General features: G+C 63.7%; 20 protein-coding genes. 6 read left to right on the top strand and 14 right to left on the bottom strand.

The features are described 5' to 3' along the window. Window positions 1-26: 26 nt before the first annotated feature. From ACWPWO_RS11845 to ACWPWO_RS11835, 3 genes are all read right to left on the bottom strand, one after another. Window positions 27-845: a sterol desaturase family protein gene (locus ACWPWO_RS11845; RefSeq protein WP_454006765.1), complete on the bottom strand. Its 819-nt coding sequence runs from the start codon at window positions 843-845 to the stop codon at window positions 27-29. Window positions 846-1012: 167 nt separating this feature from the next. Then, window positions 1013-1804: a 4-hydroxy-tetrahydrodipicolinate reductase gene (dapB, locus tag ACWPWO_RS11840; RefSeq protein WP_454006764.1), complete on the bottom strand. Its 792-nt coding sequence runs from the start codon at window positions 1802-1804 to the stop codon at window positions 1013-1015. 18 nt (window positions 1805-1822) lie between these two features. Then, window positions 1823-2338 (bottom strand): outer membrane protein assembly factor BamE, encoded by a 516-nt coding sequence (locus tag ACWPWO_RS11835; RefSeq protein ID WP_454006763.1) that lies wholly within the window; start codon window positions 2336-2338, stop codon window positions 1823-1825. Between the two features lie 148 nt (window positions 2339-2486). Between ACWPWO_RS11835 and fur the strand changes: the two genes are divergently transcribed. After that, a complete protein-coding gene (fur, locus tag ACWPWO_RS11830; protein WP_454006762.1) occupies window positions 2487-2942 on the top strand; it encodes a ferric iron uptake transcriptional regulator in 456 nt (151 codons plus the stop codon). Between the two features lie 174 nt (window positions 2943-3116). Here the strand turns inward: fur and ACWPWO_RS11825 are convergent, their stop codons facing one another. From ACWPWO_RS11825 to ACWPWO_RS11810, 4 genes are all read right to left on the bottom strand, one after another. After that, window positions 3117-3647 carry an isopentenyl transferase family protein gene (locus tag ACWPWO_RS11825; protein ID WP_454006761.1) on the bottom strand — a complete coding sequence of 177 codons (531 nt, stop codon included), beginning with the start codon at window positions 3645-3647 and terminating at the stop codon, window positions 3117-3119. A 129-nt stretch (window positions 3648-3776) separates the two neighbouring features. Further along, window positions 3777-4235 (bottom strand): N-acetyltransferase family protein, encoded by a 459-nt coding sequence (locus ACWPWO_RS11820; protein WP_454006760.1) that lies wholly within the window; start codon window positions 4233-4235, stop codon window positions 3777-3779. Window positions 4236-4251: 16 nt separating this feature from the next. Next, window positions 4252-5901 carry a DNA repair protein RecN gene (gene recN / locus ACWPWO_RS11815; RefSeq protein WP_454006759.1) on the bottom strand — a complete coding sequence of 550 codons (1650 nt, stop codon included), beginning with the start codon at window positions 5899-5901 and terminating at the stop codon, window positions 4252-4254. A 7-nt stretch (window positions 5902-5908) separates the two neighbouring features. Next, window positions 5909-6808, bottom strand: a complete 900-nt coding sequence (locus ACWPWO_RS11810) for an NAD kinase (RefSeq protein WP_454006758.1) — start codon at window positions 6806-6808, stop codon at window positions 5909-5911. Between the two features lie 129 nt (window positions 6809-6937). Between ACWPWO_RS11810 and hrcA the strand changes: the two genes are divergently transcribed. The 5 genes from hrcA to dnaJ all read left to right on the top strand — a co-directional run bounded on the left by hrcA (window position 6938) and on the right by dnaJ (window position 13149). Continuing rightward, window positions 6938-7951: a heat-inducible transcriptional repressor HrcA gene (hrcA, locus tag ACWPWO_RS11805; RefSeq protein ID WP_454006757.1), complete on the top strand. Its 1014-nt coding sequence runs from the start codon at window positions 6938-6940 to the stop codon at window positions 7949-7951. Window positions 7952-8012: 61 nt separating this feature from the next. Further along, on the top strand, window positions 8013-9095 hold the full coding sequence (gene hemH, locus ACWPWO_RS11800) for a ferrochelatase (RefSeq protein WP_454006756.1): 1083 nt from the start codon (window positions 8013-8015) through the stop codon (window positions 9093-9095). A gap of 110 nt (window positions 9096-9205) precedes the next feature. Then, the gene (grpE, locus tag ACWPWO_RS11795) at window positions 9206-9772 is read left to right on the top strand and encodes a nucleotide exchange factor GrpE (protein ID WP_454006755.1); all 567 of its coding nucleotides are present in this window, start codon (window positions 9206-9208) and stop codon (window positions 9770-9772) included. 220 nt (window positions 9773-9992) lie between these two features. Continuing rightward, complete coding sequence (dnaK, locus tag ACWPWO_RS11790; protein ID WP_394061105.1) at window positions 9993-11918, top strand: molecular chaperone DnaK; 1926 nt, start codon at window positions 9993-9995, stop codon at window positions 11916-11918. A 100-nt stretch (window positions 11919-12018) separates the two neighbouring features. After that, window positions 12019-13149, top strand: coding sequence for a molecular chaperone DnaJ (gene dnaJ, locus ACWPWO_RS11785; RefSeq protein ID WP_454006754.1), 1131 nt, complete (start codon window positions 12019-12021; stop codon window positions 13147-13149). 41 nt (window positions 13150-13190) lie between these two features. Here the strand turns inward: dnaJ and ACWPWO_RS11780 are convergent, their stop codons facing one another. The 7 genes from ACWPWO_RS11780 to ACWPWO_RS11750 form a co-directional block, all read right to left on the bottom strand. Continuing rightward, complete coding sequence (locus ACWPWO_RS11780) at window positions 13191-14405, bottom strand: glycosyltransferase (protein WP_454006753.1); 1215 nt, start codon at window positions 14403-14405, stop codon at window positions 13191-13193. Between the two features lie 110 nt (window positions 14406-14515). Further along, window positions 14516-17308 carry a M16 family metallopeptidase gene (locus ACWPWO_RS11775; RefSeq protein WP_454006752.1) on the bottom strand — a complete coding sequence of 931 codons (2793 nt, stop codon included), beginning with the start codon at window positions 17306-17308 and terminating at the stop codon, window positions 14516-14518. Between the two features lie 241 nt (window positions 17309-17549). Beyond that, window positions 17550-17981, bottom strand: coding sequence for a MarR family transcriptional regulator (locus ACWPWO_RS11770; protein ID WP_454006751.1), 432 nt, complete (start codon window positions 17979-17981; stop codon window positions 17550-17552). Window positions 17982-18086: 105 nt separating this feature from the next. Next, window positions 18087-19982, bottom strand: a complete 1896-nt coding sequence (locus ACWPWO_RS11765; protein WP_454006750.1) for a collagen-like triple helix repeat-containing protein — start codon at window positions 19980-19982, stop codon at window positions 18087-18089. A gap of 227 nt (window positions 19983-20209) precedes the next feature. Then, window positions 20210-20677, bottom strand: a complete 468-nt coding sequence (locus tag ACWPWO_RS11760; RefSeq protein ID WP_394061095.1) for a MarR family winged helix-turn-helix transcriptional regulator — start codon at window positions 20675-20677, stop codon at window positions 20210-20212. 110 nt (window positions 20678-20787) lie between these two features. Further along, window positions 20788-22545: a collagen-like triple helix repeat-containing protein gene (locus ACWPWO_RS11755; RefSeq protein ID WP_454006749.1), complete on the bottom strand. Its 1758-nt coding sequence runs from the start codon at window positions 22543-22545 to the stop codon at window positions 20788-20790. Window positions 22546-22868: 323 nt separating this feature from the next. Next, on the bottom strand, window positions 22869-24626 hold the full coding sequence (locus tag ACWPWO_RS11750; protein ID WP_454006748.1) for a ShlB/FhaC/HecB family hemolysin secretion/activation protein: 1758 nt from the start codon (window positions 24624-24626) through the stop codon (window positions 22869-22871). Window positions 24627-25266 lie beyond the last annotated feature (640 nt).

Here is a 25266-nt window from a genome sequence, read left to right as displayed (position 1 = left end):
GGCGGTGCTTTGCCGCGGCGCGCCGGTCAGGCCGTCAGCCCGCGATCCAGGGCGCTCTGTTCTTCCCGCTTCAGGAGGGGGCCGTCCGTGGTGTCGCCCGTGTCCTCGAAGCGGAAGCGTCGGATGATGGGCTTGAGTTCTTCCTTGACGTGCTTTTCGCTGTAGCCGTTGAACAGGTGGCCCAGCAGGCCGCGGCGCAGGTCCGTGGTGCCCATGGCCCAGTCGGCGATGGGAAAGGTCAGGTTCATGTTGTACTTCATCATGATTCCCTGGTTGTGGTGGGCGGTATGGTGCCGACGGATGGTGTTGATGAAGGGCATGTTGCGCACGAACCAGTTCTCGTGGACGTGGCAGCAGTAGTGGAAGGTCTCATAGACCAGGTATAGCCCCACCATGGTCATGAACACGAAGTAGCCTGCGTTGGGATTGATCAGCCAGGCCGCCAGCCAGCCCAGCAATCCGCCGCCCACGCCCAGGGTGGCCAGCACGCGCCAGGGGAAGAAGACGATGCGGAACTCCTTGGTGGAGTCTATGGTGGCTTCGTTGTCGGTGAAGTACTGGTGATGCTGTCGCGTGTGACGCTCGTAGATTTCGCGCAGCCCGATGATGTCTATACGTCGGTGCATTACATACTTGTGCATGGCCCATTCGGCGAAGTTGCCCGCCAAGAAGACCGGCAGGATGATCAGCCATTCCCAGCCCACCGCATCGAGCTTGCCGATGCAGTAGTAAATGGCTGCCAGGCCGACTCCATAGGTCACCACGACATGTAGCAGGCCGTTGTAGGCGGGACTGATGCTGGATTTGTAGTTCTCGCGGAACTTGCGTTGGCGCTCGCTCATCATGATGCGTGTCTCCATCCTGAGTGTTGGTTGTAATGTATTCAACTAATATATTAGTGATATTTTTGACTGCGTCAAGCAGAATGGCTACGGACGCATGCGCGTTCCGGGCAGCCTCAGGATAAAAAAAAGCCGGCGTGGACGCCGGCTTTGATGGAATTGCCTGGGCTTCAGGCGCCCAGCACGTCCTGCATGGTGTACAGGCCGTTGCTCTTGTCGCCCAGGAAGCGCGCGGCGCGCAGGCTGCCGTTGGCGTAGCCGGCGCGGCTGGTGGAGCGGTGGGAGATTTCGATGCGTTCACCCTGGCCGCAGAAAAAGACGGTGTGGTCGCCGATGATGTCGCCGCCGCGCAGCACGGAAAAACCGATGCGGCCGTACTGGCGGGCGCCGGTGTGGCCGTGGCGGGCCCAGTCGGCGACGTCGGCCAGCGATTCGCCCCAGGTCTTGGCAATGGCTTCGCCCATGGCCAGGGCCGTGCCCGAGGGCGCATCCACCTTGTTGCGGTGGTGGGCCTCGAAGATTTCCGCGTCGTAGCCTTGGTTCAGCAGGGCCGCGGCCAGCTCGATCAGTTTCAGGGTGGCGTTCACGCCCACGCTCATGTTGGGCGCGAAGACGATGGCGATTTCCCGGCCGGCGGCCTGGATCTGCTGTTTTTCGGCCTCGGAGAAGCCGGTGGTGCCGATGACCAGGCGCGTGCCGTGCTGCAGGCAGGCTTCCAGGTGGGCCAGCGTGCCTTCAGGGCGGGCGAAGTCGATCAGGCAGTCGGCCTGGGCCAGGGCGTGCAGGTCGTCGGTGATGGTCACGCCGGTGGGCTTGCCCAGGAACGCTCCGGCGTCCTGCCCGATGGAGGCCGCTCCCTGGCGGTCCAGGGCGACGCTGAGCGTCAGGTCCGGGCTGTTCAATACGGCTTCGATCAGCATACGGCCCATACGGCCGTCTGCGCCGGCAATGGCGATGCGCATGTATCCTGTCCTTTCTGCTTACTGTACGGGCTGGGTGGAGGGCGGCGCGGCTTCGTCGCTGCCGCGGGGGCTGGAATGCCCGCCTATGGGGCGCACGAACTGCTGGGTGCCTTCGTTGGCGTCGGCCGGGCCGGAGCTGTGGCGTTTGCCGGTGTCGGCGCGCTCGAAGGGTTGGCGGTCGGGCTGCTCATCGCCCTGCCAGCGCACCAGGGTGTCGCCTTCGAACCAGACGGTGAAGGTGCGTTGCTCGGTCTTGCCGTAGCCGGGCTGGTTCAGGTAGGGGGAGTCCCAGCGGTAGGCGTGGAAGATGTCCTGCAGGGTGGGCGAACCCAGCAGATAGCGGACCTGGTCGCGGGTCATCCCGGGTTGCAGGCGGGACACCTGCTCGGCAGTGATCCAGTTCCCCTGTTGGACGTCGGCGCGATAGGGGAAGCCCCATTTGGAGGATCCGCAGGCCGTCAGGGCCGCTGCAGCCAGGCTCGCCGCCAGTACGGCGCGGATGACAGGAGTGAATGAATTTGCCTTCTTCTGCACGAAATGCCCCTGTTGGAATAAAATCGTTATCATATAAGGGTTTAGGAAAAAGCGCATGAATTGCGCTCCGAACCGCCTCGGGACAGGCCCGCCTTGCGGCGGGTCCGGACCCGGGATCCACCCCCATCAAGATGCGATAATTTTAGCCATGAACGATCAAAATGAACTGAAAAACATGGGGCTGAAGGCGACTTTACCGCGCCTGAAGATTCTGGACATCTTTCGTCGCTCGGATCAGGAAGGCCAGCGCCACCTCAGCGCCGAGGACGTCTACCGCCTGCTGATCGCCGACGAAGTCGACATCGGCCTGGCCACGGTATATCGCGTGCTGACCCAGTTCGAACAGGCCGGCATCCTGGTGCGCAGCCAGTTCGACGGCGGCAAGGCCGTGTTCGAACTGAACGACGGCGACCACCACGACCACCTGATCTGCACCAATTGCGGCGTGGTGGAAGAGTTCACCGACAGCCAGATCGAAGCCCGCCAGCACGAGATCGCCAAGGAACACGGTTTTGCGCTGGAGAGCCACACCATGCTGCTGTACGGCATCTGCCCCAAGTGCGCGCAGGCCGGCAAGCAGGCCAAGTCCGCGTTGCGCTCCTGATCGCGCCCCATGTGATCCGGATTCCCGCCTGACCCGGCTTCGGGGGCAGGACAAGCCCATCGGTTCATATCGATGGCAAGTCCTGATATTGAGCCTGGCAGGCGCGGAACCGGATAGAATATTTGCCCCGTCGGCGCCAGCCGGCGGGGCTTTTTCTTGCCCGGTCGTTGCGTTCTAGCCCTCGAGTCCTTCCGTCCTGTAGAAGCGCTTGAGCTCGCCCCTCGTCATCAGCTTCACTTTGGGCAGGCTGACGTGTTCGTAGATATCGGCATATCGTTGTCTGTTCGACGGCGTGACGGCGGTGATGTGACGGATCATGCGCCACTTCATTGTGTCCCGGCCGCCTTCCAGCGCACCGGCCCGATTGCGTTCGAACCAGGTCCGATGAAAGTAGCGAAACAAGCTGAGGACCATCGATACATCCAGCAGAATGAAGCCTGTGGCGCGATCCAGCCGCCGGGGGAGAATGCGCGTGTAGTTGCCTTCCATGACCCATTGTTCCTGCTGTATGGCTTGTTCATGCAGGCGGCGCACCTTTGCCTCGGGCCGGGGCCGCCAGTCGGTATGGGGCTGGTGATAGAGCCGGTCGAGATGAATGACCGGCAGGCCGCGTTTTCGCGCGATGGCCAGGGCCAGCGTGGATTTGCCGCTGTTGGAGGGCCCCAGAATGCAGATGCGCGGGCCCAGATCGTCGATAATGCTCATGCTTTGGCTCAAACCGGAATGACGCGGCCATTGCCCAGGACGCGGGCCGGGCCACTTGAATCGATCAGCCCCATGCCGTCGGCGAGGCGCGCTCCCGAACGGGGCGGGGTTTATCGGGCGCGCCGTCGATTACTGTTCGATCGAGAGTTCAAGGATGTCGTCGCCGTACGCGTCCTGCTCGCCGGTAGCCGTCCAGCCCAGTCGCCGGTAGAAACCGTAGGAGCGGACGTCCGGATCGCTGGCGCAGGCCAGGAACAGGCGTTTGAAGCCTTTGCGCTTGAAGTCCTCGATCATCAGCCCAAGCAAGGTTCTGCCGATCCCCCGGCCTTCGTAGGCGGGCAGCAGGGCGAGGACGGTGATCTCGCCGCTATCGCGGTCGCCAAAGCAGTAACCGATCATCCGGCCGTCCAGGCAGGCCACGAAGCCGGGAGAGCTGCCATCCTGGATGCCGGCGCTCCAGGACTGGGCGGTGATTCCCAGCGCGCGCAGGTCCTCCTCGGAAAACGCGTTCTCTCTGGTCAGCCCCCGGATTGCGATGCACATGGAAGCATCATCAGGCACGGCCGGGCGAAAGGTCGGGTTGATCATGACAATGCTACGCTTGTCAGCGTTGCCGCTCCAGCATTTCCCGCGCATGTTCGCGCGTGGTGCTGGTGATTTCCAGCCCGCCCAGCATGCGGGCGATCTCGTCCACCCGCTCGGCCTGGTCCAGAGGGCGTATGGAAGAAAAAGTCTGGCCCTTGACCGATGCTTTCTCGACCTTCAGGTGATGGTCTCCGCAGGCGGCCACCTGGGGCAGGTGGGTGACGCACAGCACCTGGTGGCGCGCGCCCAGTTCCTGCAGCAGCCGGCCCACGACCTCGGCCACGGCGCCGCCCACGCCGGTGTCCACTTCATCGAAGATCAGGGTGGGCACGCGAGCCGCCTGGCTGGCGATGACGGACAAGGCCAGCGAGACGCGCGCCAGCTCGCCCCCAGAGGCAACCTTGGCCAGGGGACGGGGCGTGACGCCCTGGTGGCCCGCCACCAGGAACTCCACGTGCTCCAGGCCGTGCGCCTGTGGCGGACTGGGCGTCAGGGCGATCTCGAAGCGGCCGCCTTGCATGGCCAGCGATTGCATGGCCTGGCTTACCTGCTTGCCCAGCTGGGCGCTGGTCTTGCGCCGCGCCGCGCTCAGTTGCGCGGCCAGGGATTCGTAGTGGGCCTGCGTCTTGCGCACCTGTTCCTGCAGGGCTTGCAGATCGAAGGATTGCTGGACCTGGCGCAGCTGTTCTTGCCACTGCTCCAGCTGCGCGGGCAATTCTTCGGGTTCGGTCTTGAATTTGCGGGCGGCCGAGAAAATGGCGGACACGCGCTCTTCGGTCTGCGCCAAGCGCTCCGGATCCAGTTCGGTGTCGCTCAGGTAGCTGTTCAGGTCCGACACGGCTTCGGTGACGGCGATGCGGGCCGATTCCAGGCTATCGACAATGGTTTGCAGCGCGGGATCGTGGCGCAGCAGGGAAGCCATTTCGTGGGCGGCGGCGCCCAGCGGCCGCTGCACGGAGGTTTCTTCGCCGTCCAGCGCTTGCAGGGCCTGGGCGCTGCCGTCGATCAGGGCCTGGGCGTGGGAAAGGCGCGTGTGCTCCTGCTGAAGCTGGTCCCATTCGCCTTCCTGCAGATGCAGCGCGGCGAGCTCGCCGATCTGCCATTCAAGCTGCTCCTGTTCGCGCTGGCGTTGTTCGGCGCTGTGGCTGGCCTGTTCCACGGCCTTGCGGGCCTGGCTCCATGCCTGCCAGGCCTGCGCGACCTGGCGGGGCAGGGGCAGGTGGCCGCCCTGGCTGTCGAGCAGCTCGTACTGGCTGTGCGACTGCATCAGGCTCTGGTGGGCGTGCTGGCCGTGGATGTCCACCAGCAGTTCGCCCAGCTCGCGCAACTGGGCCAGGGTGGCCGGGCTGCCGTTGATGTAGCTGCGGTTGCGCCCCTGCTGGTCGATCAGGCGGCGCAGCACCAGTTCGTCCGAGGCCTCGAAGTCGCGTTCGGCGAGCCAGTCCCGTATGTGGGGCGGACAGTCGAATTGCGCGCTGATCTCGGTGCGCGGGCAGCCTTCGCGTATGGCCTTGGCATCGCCGCGCGCGCCCAGCGCCAGGGACAGGGCGTCGATCAGGATGGATTTGCCGGCGCCGGTCTCGCCGGAGAACACCGTGAAGCCGGTCTCGAAATCGATCGTGGCCTGATCCACGATCACAAAGTCTCGAACGTGCAGGGTACGGAGCATAGGAGCGTTATTCGTTTTCTTCGTTGGGCAGGGGCATGCGGTTCCAGTCCAGCTTGTGGCGCAGGGTGGAGAAGAAGCTGTAGCCCTTGGGGTGAATGAAGCGAATGGTGTCGTGCGCGCGGCGCACGTCGATGCGGTCGCCCTGCTGGCAGTCCGACCAGGCCTGCATGTCGAAGTGCACGCTGCCGCCCGATTCGACGCGCCCCAGGGCCGTGATGGTCAGGTTCAGGGTGCCGCTGTCGGGCAGGACGATGGGACGGTGCGACAAGGTCTGCGGCGCCACGGGCACCAGCAGGAAGGCATTGAGCGAGGGGTGCAGAATGGGGCCGCTGGCGGCCAGCGAGTAGGCGGTGGAGCCGGTCGGGGTGGAGATGATCAGGCCGTCGGCGCGCTGGCGGTACATGAAGACGCCGTCCAGCTCCACGCGCAGTTCTATCATGCCGCCGCGCCCCGCGCGGTTGATGACCACGTCGTTCAGGGCCACGCCCGAATACAGAACCTGCCCGTCGCGCACCACCCGGCCCTCCAGCATGGAGCGCTCTTCGATGTCGTAATGGCCGTTCAGCACGCTGACCAGGGCGTCGTTGGCGTCGTTCAGGGGAATGTCGGTAATGAAGCCCAGGCGGCCGTGGTTGATGCCGACCAGGGGCACCTTGCTGTGCGCCAGTTCGCGGGCGGCGCCGATCATGGTGCCGTCTCCGCCCATGACCACGGCCAGGTCGGCGCGAGAGCCGATCTCCGCGTAGTCGCACACGGGAAATTCGGTGACGCCGGTATTGCGGGCGGTCGCGGCCTCCACCAGCACCGAACAGCCGGCATTGACCAGGGTCCGGGCCAGCGACCGGACGGGCGCGTCCAGGCCGGAATCCTGATATCTGCCGACAATGGCGACCGTTTTGAAATGCATGGGGCGAAAACCTTATTGATTAATGAAATAATTGCGATAAATTGATTATAGAGTTGCCGCTACAGGCTTGGTTGCAAGAATCTCCCCTTTGTCCTGCAGCGGGGTGTTTTTTTAAGTGATATGCGCGACATGGATGACAGAGCGAATGCATTGCTGAAGGTGCTGATCGAGCGGTATATCGCCGATGGGCAGCCCGTCGGGTCCCGTACCCTGTCAACCGTCTTTGATTTCTCGCCGGCCACCATACGCAACGTCATGGCCGAGCTGGAAGCCCTGGGCCTGATCCACAGCCCCCACACCTCCGCGGGCCGGGTGCCCACGCCCAAGGGGTACCGGCTGTTCGTGGACCGGCTGCTGGCCTCGCAGCGCTTCGAGCGGCCCGACGCCCAGAACCTGAGCCAGTTCCTGCCTTTCGACGAGCCCAATCGCGCAGTCAGTTCGGCGGCCTCCCTGCTGTCCAATCTGTCGCAGTTCGCCGGCGTGGTCCTGGCGCCCAAGAAGGCCCAGACGTTCAGGCAGATCGAATTCATCCGGCTGTCGGACAAGCGCGTGCTGCTGATCATCGTCACCCCGGACGGCGACGTGCAGAACCGCATCCTGTTCGTGCCGCGCGACTACCTGGAGCATGAATTGGTCGAGGCCAGTCATTTCTTCAACCAACATTTCTCGGGCATGTCCTTCGAATCCGTGAGGCTGGCCCTGTCGCAGGAACTCAGCTCCCTGCAGGAGGACATCTCGCGCCTGATGCAGCAGGCGGTGGACGTCGGCAGCCACCAGCCCGACAACGAAGAAGCCGTGGTGATCGCCGGCGAGAGCAAACTGCTGAACGTGACGGAGATGGTGGCCGACATGGACCGCCTGCGCCGCCTGTTCTCGCTCTTCGAGAAAAAGACCGACCTGCTGCATCTGCTGGATGTCTCCAGCCAGGCCGAAGGCGTGCAGATCTACATCGGCGGCGATTCGCAACTGGTACCGCTGGACGATGTCTCGGTCATCACCGCGCCTTACGGGGTGGACGGCAAGGTGGTCGGGACGCTGGGCGTGATCGGACCGTCGCGCATGGCGTACGATCGGGTGATCCCCATCGTGGACATTACCGCCCGGCTGTTGTCAAATGCCCTGAGCCATCATTCGGCCGGCTAGTCCGGTCTGCCCCTTGGCGGGCCCTGCGGGTTCCGGCCTGCCGCTTTTTGTCTTTACCACCATGCCCAAGTTGCTTGCTTCCCCCTATCTGCCCGAACCGGTCGACGCCGATATGTTCAATGCCGATGCGCCTGTGCGCGAGGCCGGGCCGATCGGCATCCTGATGATCAATCTGGGCACGCCGGACCAGCCCGAACCCAAGGCCATACGACGCTACCTGGGCGAATTCCTGTCCGATCCGCGCGTCATCGAGATCCCCCAGGTCCTCTGGCAGGTCATCCTGCGCCTGTTCATTTTGCCGCGCCGGCCAGCCAGGCTGGCGCCGCGCTACAAGGATATCTGGCTGGCCGAGGGCGCGCCCCTGCTGGTGTGGAGCCAGGCGCAGGCCGAGGGCCTGCAGGAGTTGCTGGCCGGGCAGGGGCACGATGTGCGCGTCGAACTGGGCATGCGCTATGGCAATCCTTCCATTGCCGGCGCCCTGGACAAGCTCAAGGCCGCCGGCTGCGAGCGCATCCTGGCCTTGCCGCTGTATCCGCAATATGCGGCCAGCACCACGGCCACGGCCTTCGATTGCGTGGCGGCGCATCTGCGCCGGCAGCGCAACCAGCCCGAGCTGCGCTTCATCAAGCGCTACCACACGCACCCGGATTACATTGGAGCGCTGGCCTCCCAGGTGCGCGGCCATTGGGAGGAGCATGGCAGGCCGGATCGCCTGCTGCTCAGTTTCCACGGCCTGCCGCGCCGCTGCGCCGAGCTGGGCGATCCGTATCTGCGCGATTGCCGCGAAACCGCCGCCGCCTTGCGGGCAGCGCTGGACGAACCGGCCGTGCCCGTCTTCATGTCCTTCCAGAGCCGTTTCGGCGCCCAGCGCTGGCTGGAGCCCTATACCGAGCCCTTGCTGCGTCAATGGGGCAAGGAGGGCGTGGGCCGGGTGGACGCCCTGTGTCCGGGCTTTCTGGCCGATTGCTTGGAGACGCTGGAGGAGATCCAGGTGGAATGCCGCGACGCCTTCCTGCAGGAGGGCGGGCGCGAGTTCCACTATATTCCCTGCCTGAACGCCGATCCCGAATGGGTCGAAGGGCTGGGGCGGCTGGCCGTGCAGCACCTGGGCGGCTGGCTGCCCGGCCGCATTGCGCCGGCCTGAGCGCGCGCCGTCGCGCCGGTTTTTCGGCAAAATCTCGAATGCAGTCTTGAATTGGGGGCGCACGCCCCCATTTTCATGCGATCAACGATTCACGTAGTGGAGAAAGACGAATGGCTACACATGCCGATCCCAACAAGCCTCTGGACGGGGAAGTGACGGAAAACACGCCTGAACAGGCCCAGCCGGAAGTCCTGGGTCAGCAGCCCGAAGAAGACAGCGCCGACCTGGCCGCCGAGCTGGCGCAGGCCCAGGAGAAGGTCTCGCAATACTATGACCAGCTGCTGCGCGCCAAGGCCGAAGTGGAGAACATCCGCCGTCGCGCGGACGACGAAGTCTCCAAGGCCCGCAAGTTCGGCACGGAGTCCTTCGCCGAGAGCCTGATCCCGGTGCGCGACAGTCTGGAAGCCGCCCTGGCCCAGCCCGAGCAAAGCGTCGAGGCGTGGAAGGAAGGGGTCGAAACCACCTTGCGCCAGTTGAACAAGGCTTTCGAGCGCAACAGCCTGAAGGAAGTCGCGCCCGGGCCCGGCGACAAGTTCGACCCGCACCTGCACCAGGCCATTTCGGCCGTGCCGTCGGAATACGAGGAAGGCGCCGTGGTTCAGCTGCTTCAGAAGGGCTACACCATCTCCGAGCGCGTCCTGCGTCCGGCCCTGGTCATGGTGGCTGCCGCCAAGTGAATGCCCCCACGCCGCGCCTTCGGCTTGCTGCCCCCCAAGGGGGCGCTTTTTGCCTTGGGGCGGCCCGGCGGCAAAAATTTTCCCTACGCCGTCTCGTCGGCTTGTGGCTGACAGCGGTAAAAAAATGGGCTCTGGCTCTTGAAATGCACATAGTGTTCCCCATATGCATTTCATCGAACAATTTGCTTTCGCAATCTATTTTTTAGTCAGGTAAAAAATCATGGGCAAAATCATTGGTATTGACCTTGGCACCACCAACAGCTGTGTGTCTGTTCTGGATGGCGACCAGGTTCGTATTATCGAAAATGCCGAAGGCGCGCGCACGACGCCTTCCATCGTGGCCTACATGCAGGATGGCGAAATCCTGGTTGGCGCGCCCGCCAAGCGCCAGGCCGTCACCAATCCCGCCAACACCATCTTCGCCGTCAAGCGCCTGATCGGCCGCAAGTTCACGGAAAAAGCCGTGCAGACGGACATCGACCACGTGCCTTACACCATCGTGGCTGCCGACAACGGCGATGCCTGGGTGGAAGCGCAGGGCAAGAAGCTGGCTCCTCAGCAGGTGTCGGCCGACATCCTGCGCAAGATGAAGAAAACCGCTGAAGACTATCTGGGCGAAGAAGTCACCGAGGCCGTGATCACGGTGCCCGCCTACTTCAACGACAGCCAGCGCCAGGCCACCAAGGACGCCGGCAAGATCGCCGGCCTGGACGTCAAACGCATCATCAACGAGCCGACCGCGGCAGCCCTGGCCTTCGGCCTGGACAAGACCGACAAGGGCGACCGCAAGATCGCCGTCTATGACCTGGGCGGCGGCACCTTCGACGTGTCCATCATCGAAATCGCCGATGTGGACGGCGAAAAACAGTTCGAAGTGCTCTCGACCAACGGCGACACGTTCCTGGGCGGTGAAGACTTCGACAAGCGCATCATCGACTACATCATCGCCGAGTTCAAGAAAGAAAGCGGCGTGGACCTGTCCAAGGACGTGCTGGCCCTGCAGCGCCTGAAGGAATCCGCCGAAAAGGCCAAGATCGAGCTGTCTTCCGCGCAGCAGACCGAAATCAACCTGCCTTACATCACGGCGGATGCTTCCGGTCCCAAGCACCTGAACCTGAAGATCACCCGCTCCAAGCTGGAAGCGCTGGTCGAGGACCTGATCGAACGCACGATCGAGCCTTGCCGCGTGGCCATCAAGGACGCCGGCGTGAAGGTTTCCGAGATCGACGACGTGATCCTGGTCGGCGGCATGACCCGCATGCCCAAGGTGCAGGAGCGCGTGAAGGAATTCTTCGGCCGCGATCCCCGCAAGGACATCAACCCTGACGAGGCCGTCGCCGCCGGCGCCGCCATCCAGGGCTCCGTGCTCTCGGGCGACCGCACCGACGTGCTGCTGCTGGACGTGACTCCCCTGTCCCTGGGCATCGAGACCCTGGGCGGCGTCATGACCAAGATGATCCAGAAGAACACCACGATCCCGACCCGTCATTCGCAGGTGTTCTCCACCGCGGACGACAACCAGCCCGCCGTGACCATCAAGGTCTTCCAGGGCGAGCGCGAGATCGCCGCCGGCAACAAGGCGCTGGGCGAGTTCAACCTGGAAGGCATTCCGCCGGCGGCCCGCGGCGTGCCGCAGATCGAAGTCACCTTCGACATCGACGCCAACGGCATCCTGCACGTGTCCGCCAAGGACAAGGGCACGGGCAAGGAGAACAAGATCACCATCAAGGCGAATTCCGGTCTGTCCGACGAGGAAATCGAGCGCATGGTGAAGGACGCCGAAGTCAACGCGGCCGAAGACCATCGCATCGCCGAGCTGGCCGTGGCCCGCAACCAGGCTGAAGCCCTGATCCACTCCACCCGCAAATCGCTGGGCGAATACGGCGACAAGCTGGAAGCCGCCGAGAAGGAAGGCATCGAGAAGGCCATCGCCGAACTGGAGGAAACCCTCAAGGACGGCGACAAGGAAGCCATCGACGCCAAGGTCGAAGCGCTGGGCGCGGCCTCGCAGAAGCTGGGCGAGAAGATGTACGCCGACATGCAGGCCCAGGCCGCCGCTCAGCAAGGCGCCGAAGGCGCTGCGCAGCAGCCTGCGGACGAGAACGTGGTCGATGCCGACTTTAAAGAAGTCAAGCGCGATCAGTAATTGCGAGCCTGAATAAGGTCTCTGGCCCGATTTCCGGCTGCGCGCTGGAAATCGGGCATTATTATTCAATCAGCGGCGTCACGGGCGTCGTTAAACAAAAATGGCAAAACGCGATTTATACGAAATTCTCGGTGTGGCCAAGAATGCGACGCAGGATGAACTCCGCAAGGCGTATCGCAAGCTCGCCATGAAGTACCATCCTGACCGCAATCCCGACAGAAAGGATGCCGAGGAAAAGTTCAAGGAAGCCAAGGAAGCGTACGAAATCCTGTCCGACGAACAGAAGCGCGAAGCCTATGACCGTTATGGTCATGCCGGAGTTGATCCCAACGCCGGCATGGGCGGCATGGGCGGCGGCATGGGCGGGGCCGGATTCGCGGATGCCTTTGGCGACATTTTCGGTGAGATCTTCGGCGGCGGACGCCGCGGCGGCGGTGGGCCCCAGGTGTATCGCGGGGCGGACCTGCGCTACTCGCTGGACATCAGCCTGGAGCAGGCGGCGTCCGGCTTCGATACCGAAATCCGCGTGCCCAGCTGGGAAAATTGCGATACCTGCTCCGGTACCGGCGCCAAGCCCGGCACCTCGGCGCAGACCTGCCGCACCTGCCACGGCAGCGGCGCGGTGCGCATGCAGCAGGGCATCTTCAGCATGCAGCAGACCTGCCCGACGTGCCACGGCAGCGGCAAGGAAATTCCTGACCCCTGCCACGTCTGTCATGGCGAAGGCAAGGTCAAGAAGACCAAGACCCTGCAGGTTAAGATCCCGGCCGGCATCGACGACGGCATGCGCATCCGCTCCAGCGGCAATGGCGAGCCGGGCGTGAACGGCGGCCCTCCGGGCGACCTGTACGTGGAGATCCGCATCAAGCCGCACGGCATCTTCCAGCGCGACGGCGAAGACCTGCATTGCGAGCTGACCATCCCCTTCACCACGGCCGCCCTGGGCGGTACGGTGGAAGTGCCCACCTTGACGGGACGCGGCGAGATCACCATTCCCGAAGGCACCCAGGTCGGCAAGACCTTCCGCCTGCGCGGCAAGGGAATCAAGGGCATTCGTTCCAGCTACCCCGGCGATCTGTACTGCCACATCCAGATCGAGACGCCGGTGAGACTGAACGAGGAGCAGAAGAAATTGCTGCGTCAGTTCGAGCAGGCCTTGAACGACGGCGGCGTGAAGCATTCGCCCAAAAGCGAATCCTGGACCGACAAGGTCAAGGGCTTCTTCTCCTGATTGAGGCAGGGAAGGCCGCAAGGCCTTTCCCGTTGCCGCTTCTAGCGTCCAAGCAGGGCCTGGATGCGCGCCACGGCCAGCGCAGCCCTGTCTTCACGAGACATGCTGCGCGCCAGGGTCTCGGCCCGTGACCTTACCTTCTCCGTCCTGGCAAGCCGGACGGCCTGTCGGATGGCGTCCGCGCTCAGCTTTCGCGTGGAGATCGGGTCGTCGGCCAGGCCCAGGCGCTTCAACTGTATTCCCCAGAAAAACTGGTCCCCCGCGAACGGCAGGACGATGGAAGGAATGCCGGCTCTGCAGGCCGAATGCGTGGTTCCGCTGCCGCCATGGTGAATGGCCAGCGATGTACGTGGAAAGAGCCAGCGATGGGGTGTCTGTCCGAGCACGAATATATTTTCGGGGAGCGGGACAGCGGGCATGCCGGCCCAGCCAGGGTAGAACAGGATGCGTTCCCCTTTCAGGGCCTCGAGCAGCGTGTGCAGCAAGGCGTTGCGATCGAATCCCACCATGCTGCCGAACCCTAGGTAAATCGGCGCCTCGCCGGCATCCAGAAAGGCTTGCAGCTCGGCGCTGGGGCTCCATGGCCGCTCCGGCTCCAGCCATTGGCCGCACAGCGTGGCGTTTTCAGGCCAGTCCGCGGGCTCGGGCAGCAAGGCCGGCGAGATGCCGTACAGCATGGGATGCCCGGTCCACAAGCGATGGCGGGGGGGCATGCCAAGCACCTGCTTTCTAGCCTGGTTGATCGATTTTCTGAATGACTGCCACAGCAGCCAGTTGACCAGCTTGTGGGAGGCCTTGTTCAAGGCTGGCGGCAGGCGCTGCCCGGACAGGAACGGCGAGGCGAAAGCCTGTGTGGGAGAGATGGGGATCATCCCGGTTCCGATCACCGGAATGCCGAGCTGGTCGGCTACCGACAAGCCGACGAATGCGGTCAGGCCCGAAACGATGAGGCCGTCGCAACCGGCAGCCGCGTCAGCGGCTTGCCGCATCCAGCTTTGCGCCTGGGCATTGGCCATGCGCGACAGGCCCTTCAAGGTCGCATTGACCCCGGAGCCTTGCAGAACCAGGGTCTGCAGGTCCTGTTTGATGTCTCCGCTCAAGCTGTCATGCGGAACCGCCAGCTGGCGGGCGCTGTCCAGCGAGTTGGCCTCGGCCAGCAGGCGGACATGATGGCCGGCGTCCATCAAGGCGCGGCATAGTACGGCCAGGGGCCGGGTGTCGCCTTCCGTGCCGTAGGTCAGGACTGTCAGTTTCATCTTGGATGGATTTCATCAGCCGGTGGTCGGGGGCGAGGCCGCCCGGCCACGCCGGGCGCCTTCGCGAAGCGTGTCGGCAGGTTCCGCGCCTTGCGGAGCCCGCCGGCGGCTTATTGCGCTTGCTCGGCGGCAGGCGCCTGGGCGTCGGTCTTCTGACGCTCGTGGTCTGCCGCGATCGCCACCACCAGATCCTCAGGCTTCAGGTACTTGCGCAGGACGGCATTGACCTGGGCGGCGTGCAGCTTCTGCATGGCCTGGTCCATCCGTTCGGACCACTCGAAGGTGCGTCCCAGGTCCAGGTAGTTGAGCCAGGCGCTGCTGAGCACGCTGTCATTGCTGCGGGTGAGACGGCGGTAGTTCAGCAGGGCGTTGACGCCTTCCTTGACTTCCTGCTCGGTGAAGCCTTCCTTGAGAGTCTGCCGCAGCACCTCCTGGATCGTCTTGTCCACCTTGGCGCTGTTGGCGGGTGCGTGGATGGCGTAGATGGTCCAGGAGCCGTTGGGCTCGTGGCAGGGGGCGTCCCCCTGGCTGCGCACGTTGTAGGGAAGGCCGTCCTGCACGCGCACCCGGTTCCACAGGCGGGAGGTCTCGGACAGGCCCAGCAGATAGTTGGCCACGTAGATCGCCGGGAAGTCCGCGTCGCTGTCCTGCAGCTTCAGGCCCAGGTCCGCCAGGTAGAAGGCGTTGGCCTTGTCGGGCGTATTGATGTCGAACTGCTTGGGCGACACGGCGTGGAACGGATCTTCGGGGCGCTGGTAGGCGGGCGCCTTGCGCCAGCCCTTGAAGCCGTCGGCCAGGACCTGACGGATCTGGTCCTTGTCGAAATCGCCCACGGCGCTGAAGGCCATGTCGCCGGTACCGTAGAATTTCTGGTAGAAGTCGCGCACCTGCTTGATCTTCAGATCCTGGACCTGTTCGATGGCCTCCTCGAAGGTGGGGGTGTAGCGTATGTCGCCCTTGGGCCAGGGGTTGCCGTAGCGCTCGATGGCGTGCTGGGCCAGGGCCGTGGGGTCGGTGCTGGCCGATTTCAGGTCCGTGATCGTGTATTCCTGGTATTTCTTCAGTTCGGACTCGGGAAAGCTGGCTTCGCGCAGGATGGTCAGCGCCAGCGCCAGCGCCTTGGGCAGGTTTTCGCGCGTGGAGGACAGGCTGATCTGCAGGCGGCCGTTGGAGCCGTCGAAGCTGAATTGGGTCTGCAGGGCGGTGAACTGGTCGGCGATCTGCTCGCGATCCAGCTTCCGGGTGCCGGTGGCCAGCAACGCCGCCGCGGCGGCTGCGGCCGCGCTTTGGTTCTTGAGTTCATCGGGCGTGCCGAACTTCAGGGACAGGCGCGCTTCCACCCGTTCGGCGCGGGTCGCCTTGGGCAGCAGGGCCATCTTGATTTCGCCCAGTTGCGGTCCGAGCGACAAAGGTTGAAGGTCGGTTCGGGCATCGATGTTGGCGGGGCTCGGATCGAAGGCTTCCACGGCCTTGCCGGTGTCCTTGCCTTTGTAGTCGGCGACCAGTTTCTGGACGTCGACCGGCGTCGCCTCGGGCGCGCGCACGGGCTTGTCGGTGGGAATGTACAGCCCGTTGGTGCGATTGCTGGCCACCAGCCAGGTCTGCAGGGCTTTCTGAACCTGGTCCAGCTTGGCGGACTCCACGCGGTCGCGCTGCAGGAAGAACAGCCGCCAGTCGCCGCTGGCGGCCGCTTCGGACAGCGCGCCGGGCAGGCTGGACGGGTTGGCGTAGGTGCGGGTCCAGGACGTCAGCCATTGGCTGCGGATGCGTTCCAGGTCAGTGGAAGCCAGAGGCGTCTTGGTCAGACCCTCCAAGGTATCGTTCATGACCTTCAGGGCTTTTTGCTGGTCCATGCCTGGTTTGAGCTCGGCGCCGAACAGCGCGTAGCCGGGATCGTGGCTGCCGGAGTCGAAGCTGAACACGCTGGTGGCCAACTGTTTGTTGACCAGGTTCTTGTAGAGCAGGCCGCCGGGCGTGTCGCCCAGGGCGCTGACGCCCAGGCTCAATGGGATGTAGTCGGGGCTGGCGGCGCTGGGCATGTGATACATGGACATGATCAGCGGCGCGCCGCCGTGGCGGCGCAGCGTCACGCTGCGGGTGCCGTCCTGAACCGGCTCCACCGTGTATTCGGGCCGCAGGCGGCGGGTGGGCTTGGGAATGGCGCCGAACGCCTTGGCGATGACCTCCAGCGTGGCTTCCTGGTCGAACTGTCCCGTGACGAACAGGACGGCGTTGTCCGGCTGGTAATAGTCGTGGTAGAACTTGCGCAACTGCTCGATGTCCACGTTTTCCACGTCAGAGCGCGCGCCTATGGTGTTCTTGCCGTAACTGTGCCATTGATAGGCCGCGGCGACCACTTTCTGCATCAGGATGCGAAAGGGATTGTTCTCGCCATTCTCCATTTCGTTGCGCACGACCGGCATTTCGGCTTCCAGGTCCTGCTTGTCGATCAGGGCGTTGACCATGACGTCCGCCTGCCAATTCAGGTACCACTCCAGGGTTTCAGGCTGGGCGGCGAAGCTGGCGAAATAATTGGTGCGGTCGCTGGAGGTGGTTCCATTGGCCTCCAGGCCGCGCTTGGCGAATTCGCCCAAGGCATTGCGCAGGGTGGGCGTGCCGCGGAAAAGCATGTGCTCGAGCAGGTGGGCCATGCCGGTCTGGCCATAGTTCTCGTGACGCGAGCCGACCAGATAGGTCATGTTGACGGTGGTGGTGGGCTTGGAATCGTCCGGAGCCAGTACGACGCGCAGACCATTGTCCAGAGTGTATTGGGTGACGCCTTCGACCGAAGGGCCCTCGGCCAGTCCGGCGGGCAGGGCGTAGGCGGCCAGCGAGCTGGACAGCAGGGCGGCTCCGGCCAGGTGGCGCAGGCGCAGGGCGACGGTCAGTACCGAGAGTTTCATGCACAATTCCTTACTGGGGTTACCGATGGAGCAGCCGGTAGCGGCGGCAAGTATCTTTTGTAGCATGGGCCGGTTTGGCTGGGTAGGCGGCGCAACGGGCGGCCCGGCGGTAAAGTTGAACGGCGTCTTCAAAAAACCGGTTCGGCATCGACCTGGCAAATTGGCTGCCGCAATTCCTCGAAGAGCCAAAAAAACCCACCAGGAGGCCTGGTGGGCAAAGCAGCAAGAAAGCATCCGGATTTCAATCCGTTTTGTGTTTGAGCCGCTCCAGCGCGCTGGCTCGCAGGCTGGCGATGCTGTTGAACAGAAAATCATAGATCGCGATGAGCTGGGCGGGGTTGTGGCTGGCCGTGCGTTCAATGGCGCGGGCGACGGATTCCTCCATGCTGATCATGATCTGCCGGCACTGTTTCAGGTCCGGGTACAGGGCCACCATGCGTTTATCCGCGGGATGGCGGCTGCGGTGAATGTAGCCGGCTTGCTCCAATCGTCCGATCAGGGCGCTGGCGCCGCTCGCGCTCAGGTTCAGCAGTTGCGCCAGTTGCCCTGGCGAGAGCGGATTCAGTTCCAGAATGAATTCCAGTGCCTTGTACTCATTGAGCGTCAGCCCGACATTTTCCGCCAGGCTGTACTTGCCGGCTTCGGCATAGACATCCAGTTGACGTCCCATCATGCGGGCAATATCGCCTCGCATATGCCCTGACAGGACGTCATCCGTATTGCGCAGGCCGGACGAAAAGTGAGTGCCAGGCAGTTTGTCCGACATGCGCAACGCTCCTTATCGAGGAGACCCGCCCAGCAGGCCGCCGAGCAGACCTGTGACGGGAGCAAGCAGGCCGCCATTGGCCGCTGCCGGAGGATTGCCGGCTGGTGGCGCGGACGGCTCGCCGGCCGGCGAGCCGGTCAGCCCGCCTACCAGGCCGCCGACCAGACCGGTGACGGGAGCGAGCAAGCCGCCGTTGGCTTCGCCGCCGGTCAGCCCGCCGGTCAAGCCGCCGACCAGGCCGGTGACGGGCGCGAGCAAGCCGCCATTGGCTTCGCCGCCGGTCAGCCCGCCGGTCAAGCCGCCGACCAGGCCGGTGACGGGCGCGAGCAAGCCGCCATTGGCTTCGCCGCCGGTCAGCCCGCCGGTCAAGCCGCCGACCAGGCCGGTGACGGGCGCGAGCAAGCCGCCATTGGCTTCGCCGCCGGTCAGCCCGCCGGTCAAGCCGCCGACCAGGCCGGTGACGGGAGCGAGCAAGCCGCCATTGGCTTCGCCGCCGGTCAGCCCGCCCGTCAGTCCGCCGATCAAGCCGGTAACGGGGGCCAGCAGTCCACCTTCACCGCCGCCCAGCCCGCCGGTCAGGGAGGCGACTGCGCCGGTGGCGTGGTTCAGAGTCGCGCCCAGCGGATTGGGGTTTTCTTCCGTGGCATGCAACAGCCCGCCGGCGCTGGCCACGGCATCGCCCAACCCGCCCAGCAATCCGCCCAGGCCCAGGCCGGCTGCGCCGTCAATGGTCGAGCCGGTCTGGTTCAGGACCGAGCCTACGCCGCCCAGCAGGGCGTTGATGGGCTGGCCCACTCCCAGGCCGTCGCCGACTTGCTGGGTGACGTGAGTGACTGTTGCACCGACAGGGGCGACGACAGTGTCCAGCGTTTCACCCACATTGCCCAGAATGGGGTTCAGGCCCACGGGAATGATGTTGTCCACGGCCTGGCCGACATTGCCCAGGGCAGGCTCGAGGATGGGGGCGGCGTCGCCGCCATTCAGCAGGCCTCCCAGGCCCAGTTGTCCGGTCAGCGGGTAAAGCAGGCTGCCTTCGCCGGTGAGCGAGTCCGTCAGCGCCGCCAGCCCGCCGGTGGCGTGGCCCAGCACGGCCGTCAAGGGGGCGGGGTTGTTGGGGTCGGCATGCAGCAGGCCGCCGGCGCTGCCGACCGCATTGCCCAGGCCTGTCAGCAGCCCGCCCACGCCTTGGCCCAGGTTCAGGGGCAGGCCGCTGGTGCCCAGTTGCTCGCCCAGATTGGCGACCACGCCGCCAGTCTGGTTCAGCAAGCCGTTGATGGGTTCGCCCAGGCCGGTTGCACCGCCGACTTGCTGCGTCAGTCCCGTAGCCGTATCGACAACCGGGGCGACAACGTTGTCCAGGGTCTGGCCCAGTTTGCCGCCGGTTTCCTGCAACCCTGCGGGCAGCACGTTGTCTACGGCTTCGCCGACATTGTTCAGCGTGGTTTCCAGAGGGCCTGGAGTGCGGACGGGAGGTTCGCCGCCGCCGTTGTCACCGCCGCCGTTATCGCCGCCGCCGTTATCGCCGCCGCCATTGTCGCCGCCGCCGTTGTCACCGCCGCCGTTGTCACCGCCGCCGTTGTCACCGCCGCCGTTGTCGCCGCCGCCATTGTCGCCGCCGCCATTGTCGCCGCCGCCATTGTCGCCGCCGCCGTTGTCGCCGCCGCCGTTGTCACCGCCGCCATTGTCGCCGCCGCCGTTATCACCGCCGCCATTGTCGCCGCCGCCGTTGTCACCGCCGCCGCCACCGCCATTGCCTGGATCAGGATTGGTCGGCACTGGTTTGCCTGAACCAGAAGAGCCGCCGCCCGTCAGGCTTCCGCAGGCCGTCAGAGTCAGTGTGCTGGCCATCAAGGTTGCCAACAGTGTCAGGCGAAGCACGGATTTCTTGCTGTCTGTGTTCTTATTCATTGCTTGCTCCAATAAGTGATCTGAGTATTCAGTTGCCTCAATACTTAAGAAGCAATAAGCGTGCCAAATTGAGTTCGGCGCGAAAGACCGCGGCAATCCTGGCTCTCCGTGAAAGGAGGCGAAAAAAGAGCGTGTTTGTTACGCTGGCCGGACACACTGGGCCCGCATGTTACGTAACAAAAAAAGAACCGCTGCAGGCAGCGGTTCAAAAAAGGAGATGAAAAGTATCAAGTCATGCGCGGTACGAGCGCCTTGGCATCCAGCCATGCTTTGGTGTTCTGCCGGAAGGCGCTCATGCTGTCCACCAGGAAGTCGTACATGGCGATCAACTGGGCCGGATTCTGGTTGGCGGCCGCATTGATGGCTTGGGTGATGGCGCGCTCCTTGATGGCCAGGACGCCGCGACACTTATCCATGACCGGGTGCAGGGCGATGACCCGCTTGTCCAATGGATGCCTCCCGCGAGTGATGTAGCCTTTGTGCTCCAGACGGTTGATCAGCGAGCTGACTCCGCTGGCGCTCAGGTCCATCAGCTGTGCAAGCTGTCCCGTGGGTAAGGCGTCGAACTCCATGATGTATTCCAGGGCCTTGAAGTCATTCAGCGGCAGGCCGGCTTCTTCGGCCAGGCTGGCTTTGAGCGCTTCGGCATAGACGGTGAACTGACGACCCAGCATCTTGCTCAGATCGAGCAACATTTTTTCTGAAAGCATCGTATTGCCCTCTGGGCGCGCGGACCAGTCTGTCCTGGAGACAGCGCCGGGTTGATAGCTTACCGGCCGGGAAACCGGGTTCATGACTTTATTCATCATTTGCGTCCACCTCCGAGCAGTCCGCCCACCAGTCCGGTAACGGGCGCCAGCAGTCCGCCATTGGCTTGAGCCGCTGGCGATGCTTCGCCGGCGGCGCCGGCATTGACGGAGGCTTGCACGGCCACGCCGCCCGTCAAGCCCCCCACCAGGCCGCCGACCAGGCCGGTGACCGGCGCCAGCAGCCCGCCGCCGGCTTGAGCGCCCGCTTCGGCGCCGGCGCCGACCGTCACGCTGCCTGTGATGCCGCCCAGCAAGCCGGTGACGGGAGCCAGCAGCCCGCCGTTGGCGCCGTCGCCGCTGGCGAGGCCGCCCGTCAATCCGCCCACCAGTCCGGTGACTGGGGCCAGCAGCCCGCCGCTGGCGCCGTCGCCGCCGGCCAGGCCGCCGGTCAATCCGCCCACCAGCCCGGTGACGGGAGCCAGCAGTCCGCCGTTGGCGCCATCGCCGCCGGCCAGGCCGCCGGTCAATCCGCCCACCAGTCCGGTGACTGGGGCCAGCAGCCCGCCATTGGCACCGTCGCCGCCGCCCAGGCCGCCCAGCAGGCCGGTCACGGGCGCGAGCAATCCACCGTTATCGCCGCCGGCGACTCCGCCCAAGCCGCCGGTCAGCGATGCCACGGCTTTGGTGGTGCTGTTCAGCACATCGCCCAGCGGGTTCGCGTTGTCAGCAGAGGCGTGCAGCAGCCCTCCGGCCGAGGTGACGGCATTGCCCAGATGGCCGACCACGCCGCCCAGTCCCAGCGGCGCAGCCGAGTCCAGCGTTCCGCCCGCCTGATTCAGCACGCTGCCCACTCCGCCCAGCAAGGCGTTGATGGGTTGGCCTACGCCCAGCCCGTCGCCGACTTGCTGGGTGACATGGGTGACGGTGGCCGCCACGGGGGCAACCGTATTGTCCAGGGCGGCGCCTACATCGCCCAGGATGGGGTTCAAGCCCACGGGAACGATGTTGTCCACGGCCTGGCCGACATTGCCCAGGGCGGGCTCCAGGATGGGAGAGCCGGAATCGGCCAGAAGAGCGCCGCCCAGGCCCAGTTGAGAGGTCAGGGGGTGCAGCAGGCTGCCTTCACCCAGCAAGGCGCCCGTCAGCACCTCCACACCCTTGGTGGCGTGTTGCAGCGTATTGCCCAGGGGGTTGGCGTTGTCCGGATCGTTGACCAGCAGCCCGCCAGCCGAACCTACCGCCTGGCCCAGATGGCTGAGCAAGCCGCCGGCTCCCACGCCCAGATTCAGGGGAAGGCCGCTGTTGCTCAGTTCCCCGCCCAGGCCCGACACGACGCCGCCAACTTGCTGGGTCACGCCATTGACGGGTTCGCCCAGTCCGGTCACGCTGCCAACGGTGCGCGTGGTGTCCGTCACGATGCCGGTCACGGGCGCCAGGGCGCTGTCCAGGGTCTCACCCAGTTGCAAGCCTGTCTTTTCCAGGTTGAGCGGGATGACGTTGTCCACGGCCTTGCCCAGATTGCCCAGGGCGTTCTGCGTGACATTGGCGCCGCCCCCGTTGTTCCCGCCGCCGTTGTCGCCGCCGTCGTTGTTGCCGCCCCCATTGTTGCCGCCGCCATTGTTTCCGCCGCCGCCAGGGTTCAGCGGAAGACCGGGGTCGACCACGGGAGGGGTGACGGCCACGTCGCTGCTGCGCACTCCGCCGCGCGAGGAGCAGCCTGCCAGCGCCGCGGCGCTGATGACGAGGGTGGCAACGACGGTACGTTGCAGGATGCGTTGCACGGCGGCTTTTCTTGCTGAATTCCTTGCTTTCATGTCTGACTCCGTTTTGATATGAGAGGACGGCCCAGCGGGGCTGTTGATGAACATGAAGCAATAGTCGTGCCAATTTTTATGCTTATGGCTCGGTTACTGGTTTCTCTTTAAAAATCAATGAACTGAAGTTTTTTTCAAGAGCAAGGGAGCGTGCTTTCTGTACTGGAAGCGTCATTTGGCCGCTGCGCCGCAGCCTGTTCCGGTGACGTGTTCCGTTCCCGTTACGTAACGTTGCCCGTAACACCTTGGTAAGAAAACGCCGAAGTTGAGGCATAAAAAAAGGCCATCTTGCGATGGCCGGGCGGCGGAGGCGGAATGCCGGGTCAGAAACCGTCGTAGAAGAACAGGAAGTTGGTGTTCAGCCGCAGCTTGCGCTTGTCCGTATTGACGGGCAGATCGCCGATGGGCTTGGCGATATTGATGTCGAACAGGTAATGCTTGTTGTTGGACAGGCGCACGCCCAGCGCGGCCGAACTCAGCTTGCGATTGTTGTAGCTGTTCAGGCGCTCCAGGTTGTACCAGGCGCGGGCCCAGTCATACGCGATGTAAGGCTGGATGCTGTTGAGCCAGGTAGAGGAGTTGGTGAAGCGGCGGTTCAGCTCGATGGTGGCGCCTATGCCTTTGTCGCCCGCCAGTTCGCCCTGGGGATAGCCGTAGCCGTGGCGCCATGCGCCGAACGACACCTGTTCCGAGTTGGGCAGGACGTTGCTGCTGTACTGGCCGCTGGCCGACAGGCTCAGCCCGAACTGGGCGGGCAGGGCCACGTTCTGCTTGATCGAGGCCGTCCAGCGGGTGAAGTCCAGGTCCAGGTCCGACTCCATGTCCCGTTGCAGGTAAGTGTTCAGGGTCTTGCGGGCGCCCATCGCGTCCATGCCCTTGTATACGCCCAGATTGATCTCGCGGGACTGCCGCGCCGAGGCGTCCTTGTATTGCAATTCGCCTTTGACGGCACGCACGTCGGTCGTGTTCTCGATCCAGACATTGTCCAGGGTCTCGTGCGTATAGTCATCCAGCGAACGGCTGGCGTAGAAGCCCACATTGCCTTTCAGGCTGCGCTGGTTGCTCAGGATGAAAGGGTAGCTGATGGCGGCGCCGATGCGTTCGTTGATCACCTTGCGCTGCCACCCATCCCTTTCCAGCACCTCGTCCCGTGGCTTGGAGCGGTAATGGTAGCCGTCGATGTCCAGTGACAGGCCATTGCCGGTCAGGGGGATGGACAGCGTGCCGCTGACGTACTTGACGTCTTCCGACGAAGTGGGGATGGCCGCCGTCAGCTTGAACTCTTCGCCCAGCGGGGTAAGGCTGTTGGTGGTCAGCTGCACGATCCCTTGCTTGCTGGATCCCATCTCCGCCACGCTGGCGTTGACCGCGAAGCTTTTGTGCGTGGCGGCAATGACCAGTTCAGAGGCCCCGTCCGTGCGCGCCGGCATGTCCAGCTTGGGGTCTATCTTCAGGCCGGGAATGGTGCGCAACAGGTTCATGGTGCGTTCCAGCGTGCGCTGAGTCAGCGGCTTTTCGTCCAGCATGGCTTGCGCGACGCGGCGGATGCGCGCTTCGCTGCGGCCGGGATCTCCCTCTATGCGCAGGCTGCCCACGTGTCCTTCCACGACCGTGACTTTCACGTGGCCATTGGCGAAGTCCTGTTCCTGCAAGATGGCGAACGACAGCGGATAGCCTTTTTCCTGGTAGAGGGCGGTGATGCGGTTGACCTGATTGATCAGTTCCGCGATGGTCAGGCGCTTGCCCGCCAGCGGTTCCAGGATGGCGGTGATCTGCTCGAAGGGAATGCTGCGGCTGCCGCTGACATCGAAGCTGCGTACCACCAGTTGCTGTTGCAGGCGGGCCTGCAACTGGGTCTGGGCCGGCGATTGCGGAATCGCCAGCGGGGCTGTCGGAGCCGGTTGGGCGGGGGCTGCTATCGGGGGCAGGGAGTCCACGGGGTTGCCGCGCAGGGGCGCGTCGGCGCGACTTTGTACCGGCGTGGCACCGATTCCCAGGCCCGTCAGCAAAGCCAGGCAGAGAATGCGCGGTGAAGGCGTGTTCGTCGTCCCCGAGAGAGCGTGCGGTCGATGTAGGTTCATGGTTGCTGCTGAATTGTTATGCATGAAAACGTCGCGTGTCGTTACTGTGCCGCAGATTGCCTGCGCTGTCATTTTTTGTTGTTCGAAGGTAACCGAATGATGGGTAGTCGATTTTCAAGCCTTAACTATTACACTCGGAAACATAAGGCCTGAAAAACCGCTTTCCCTCTGCCTGATGCTCATAGGGTCTGAAAAAAGTTTTTCTTTTTTGCGCTAAGGGTATACACCGAGTCTCGATGGCTGACACAAACGAAGATACTTGATTTAACAAACCAAATTTGTTTCACGATCGTTTTAAATCCTGCATTGACAAAGCCAGATTTCATTGTGTCGAAAATGATAAAAATATTAACAATGACAAAATTTGCCATATTTTACGTAAGTAAATGGTTCAAAAAACCGATTTTTTGCCGTTTTTTTATATATGAAATGACGTTCTGAAGCCACATTCATGCTTTTTTTGTATCTTTGAACTAAAATTCATCTCGTCAACAGAGCTTGTTACACGTAAATGCTAGTTAAAACAACGAACTAGATAGTTATAAGATGTGTATCAACGCAAATTGAAAAAATTGATAATTTTGTTTGCCTGCTCCTGAGGAGCAGGCAGCACTGAAGTGCCCTGAGGGGCGTCCTGCCA

The sequence above is a fragment of the Alcaligenes sp. Marseille-Q7550 genome, assembly GCF_965112015.1.
Note: the sequence above shows the minus strand (reverse complement) of the source record. Positions and strands in the feature narration are given on the sequence as shown.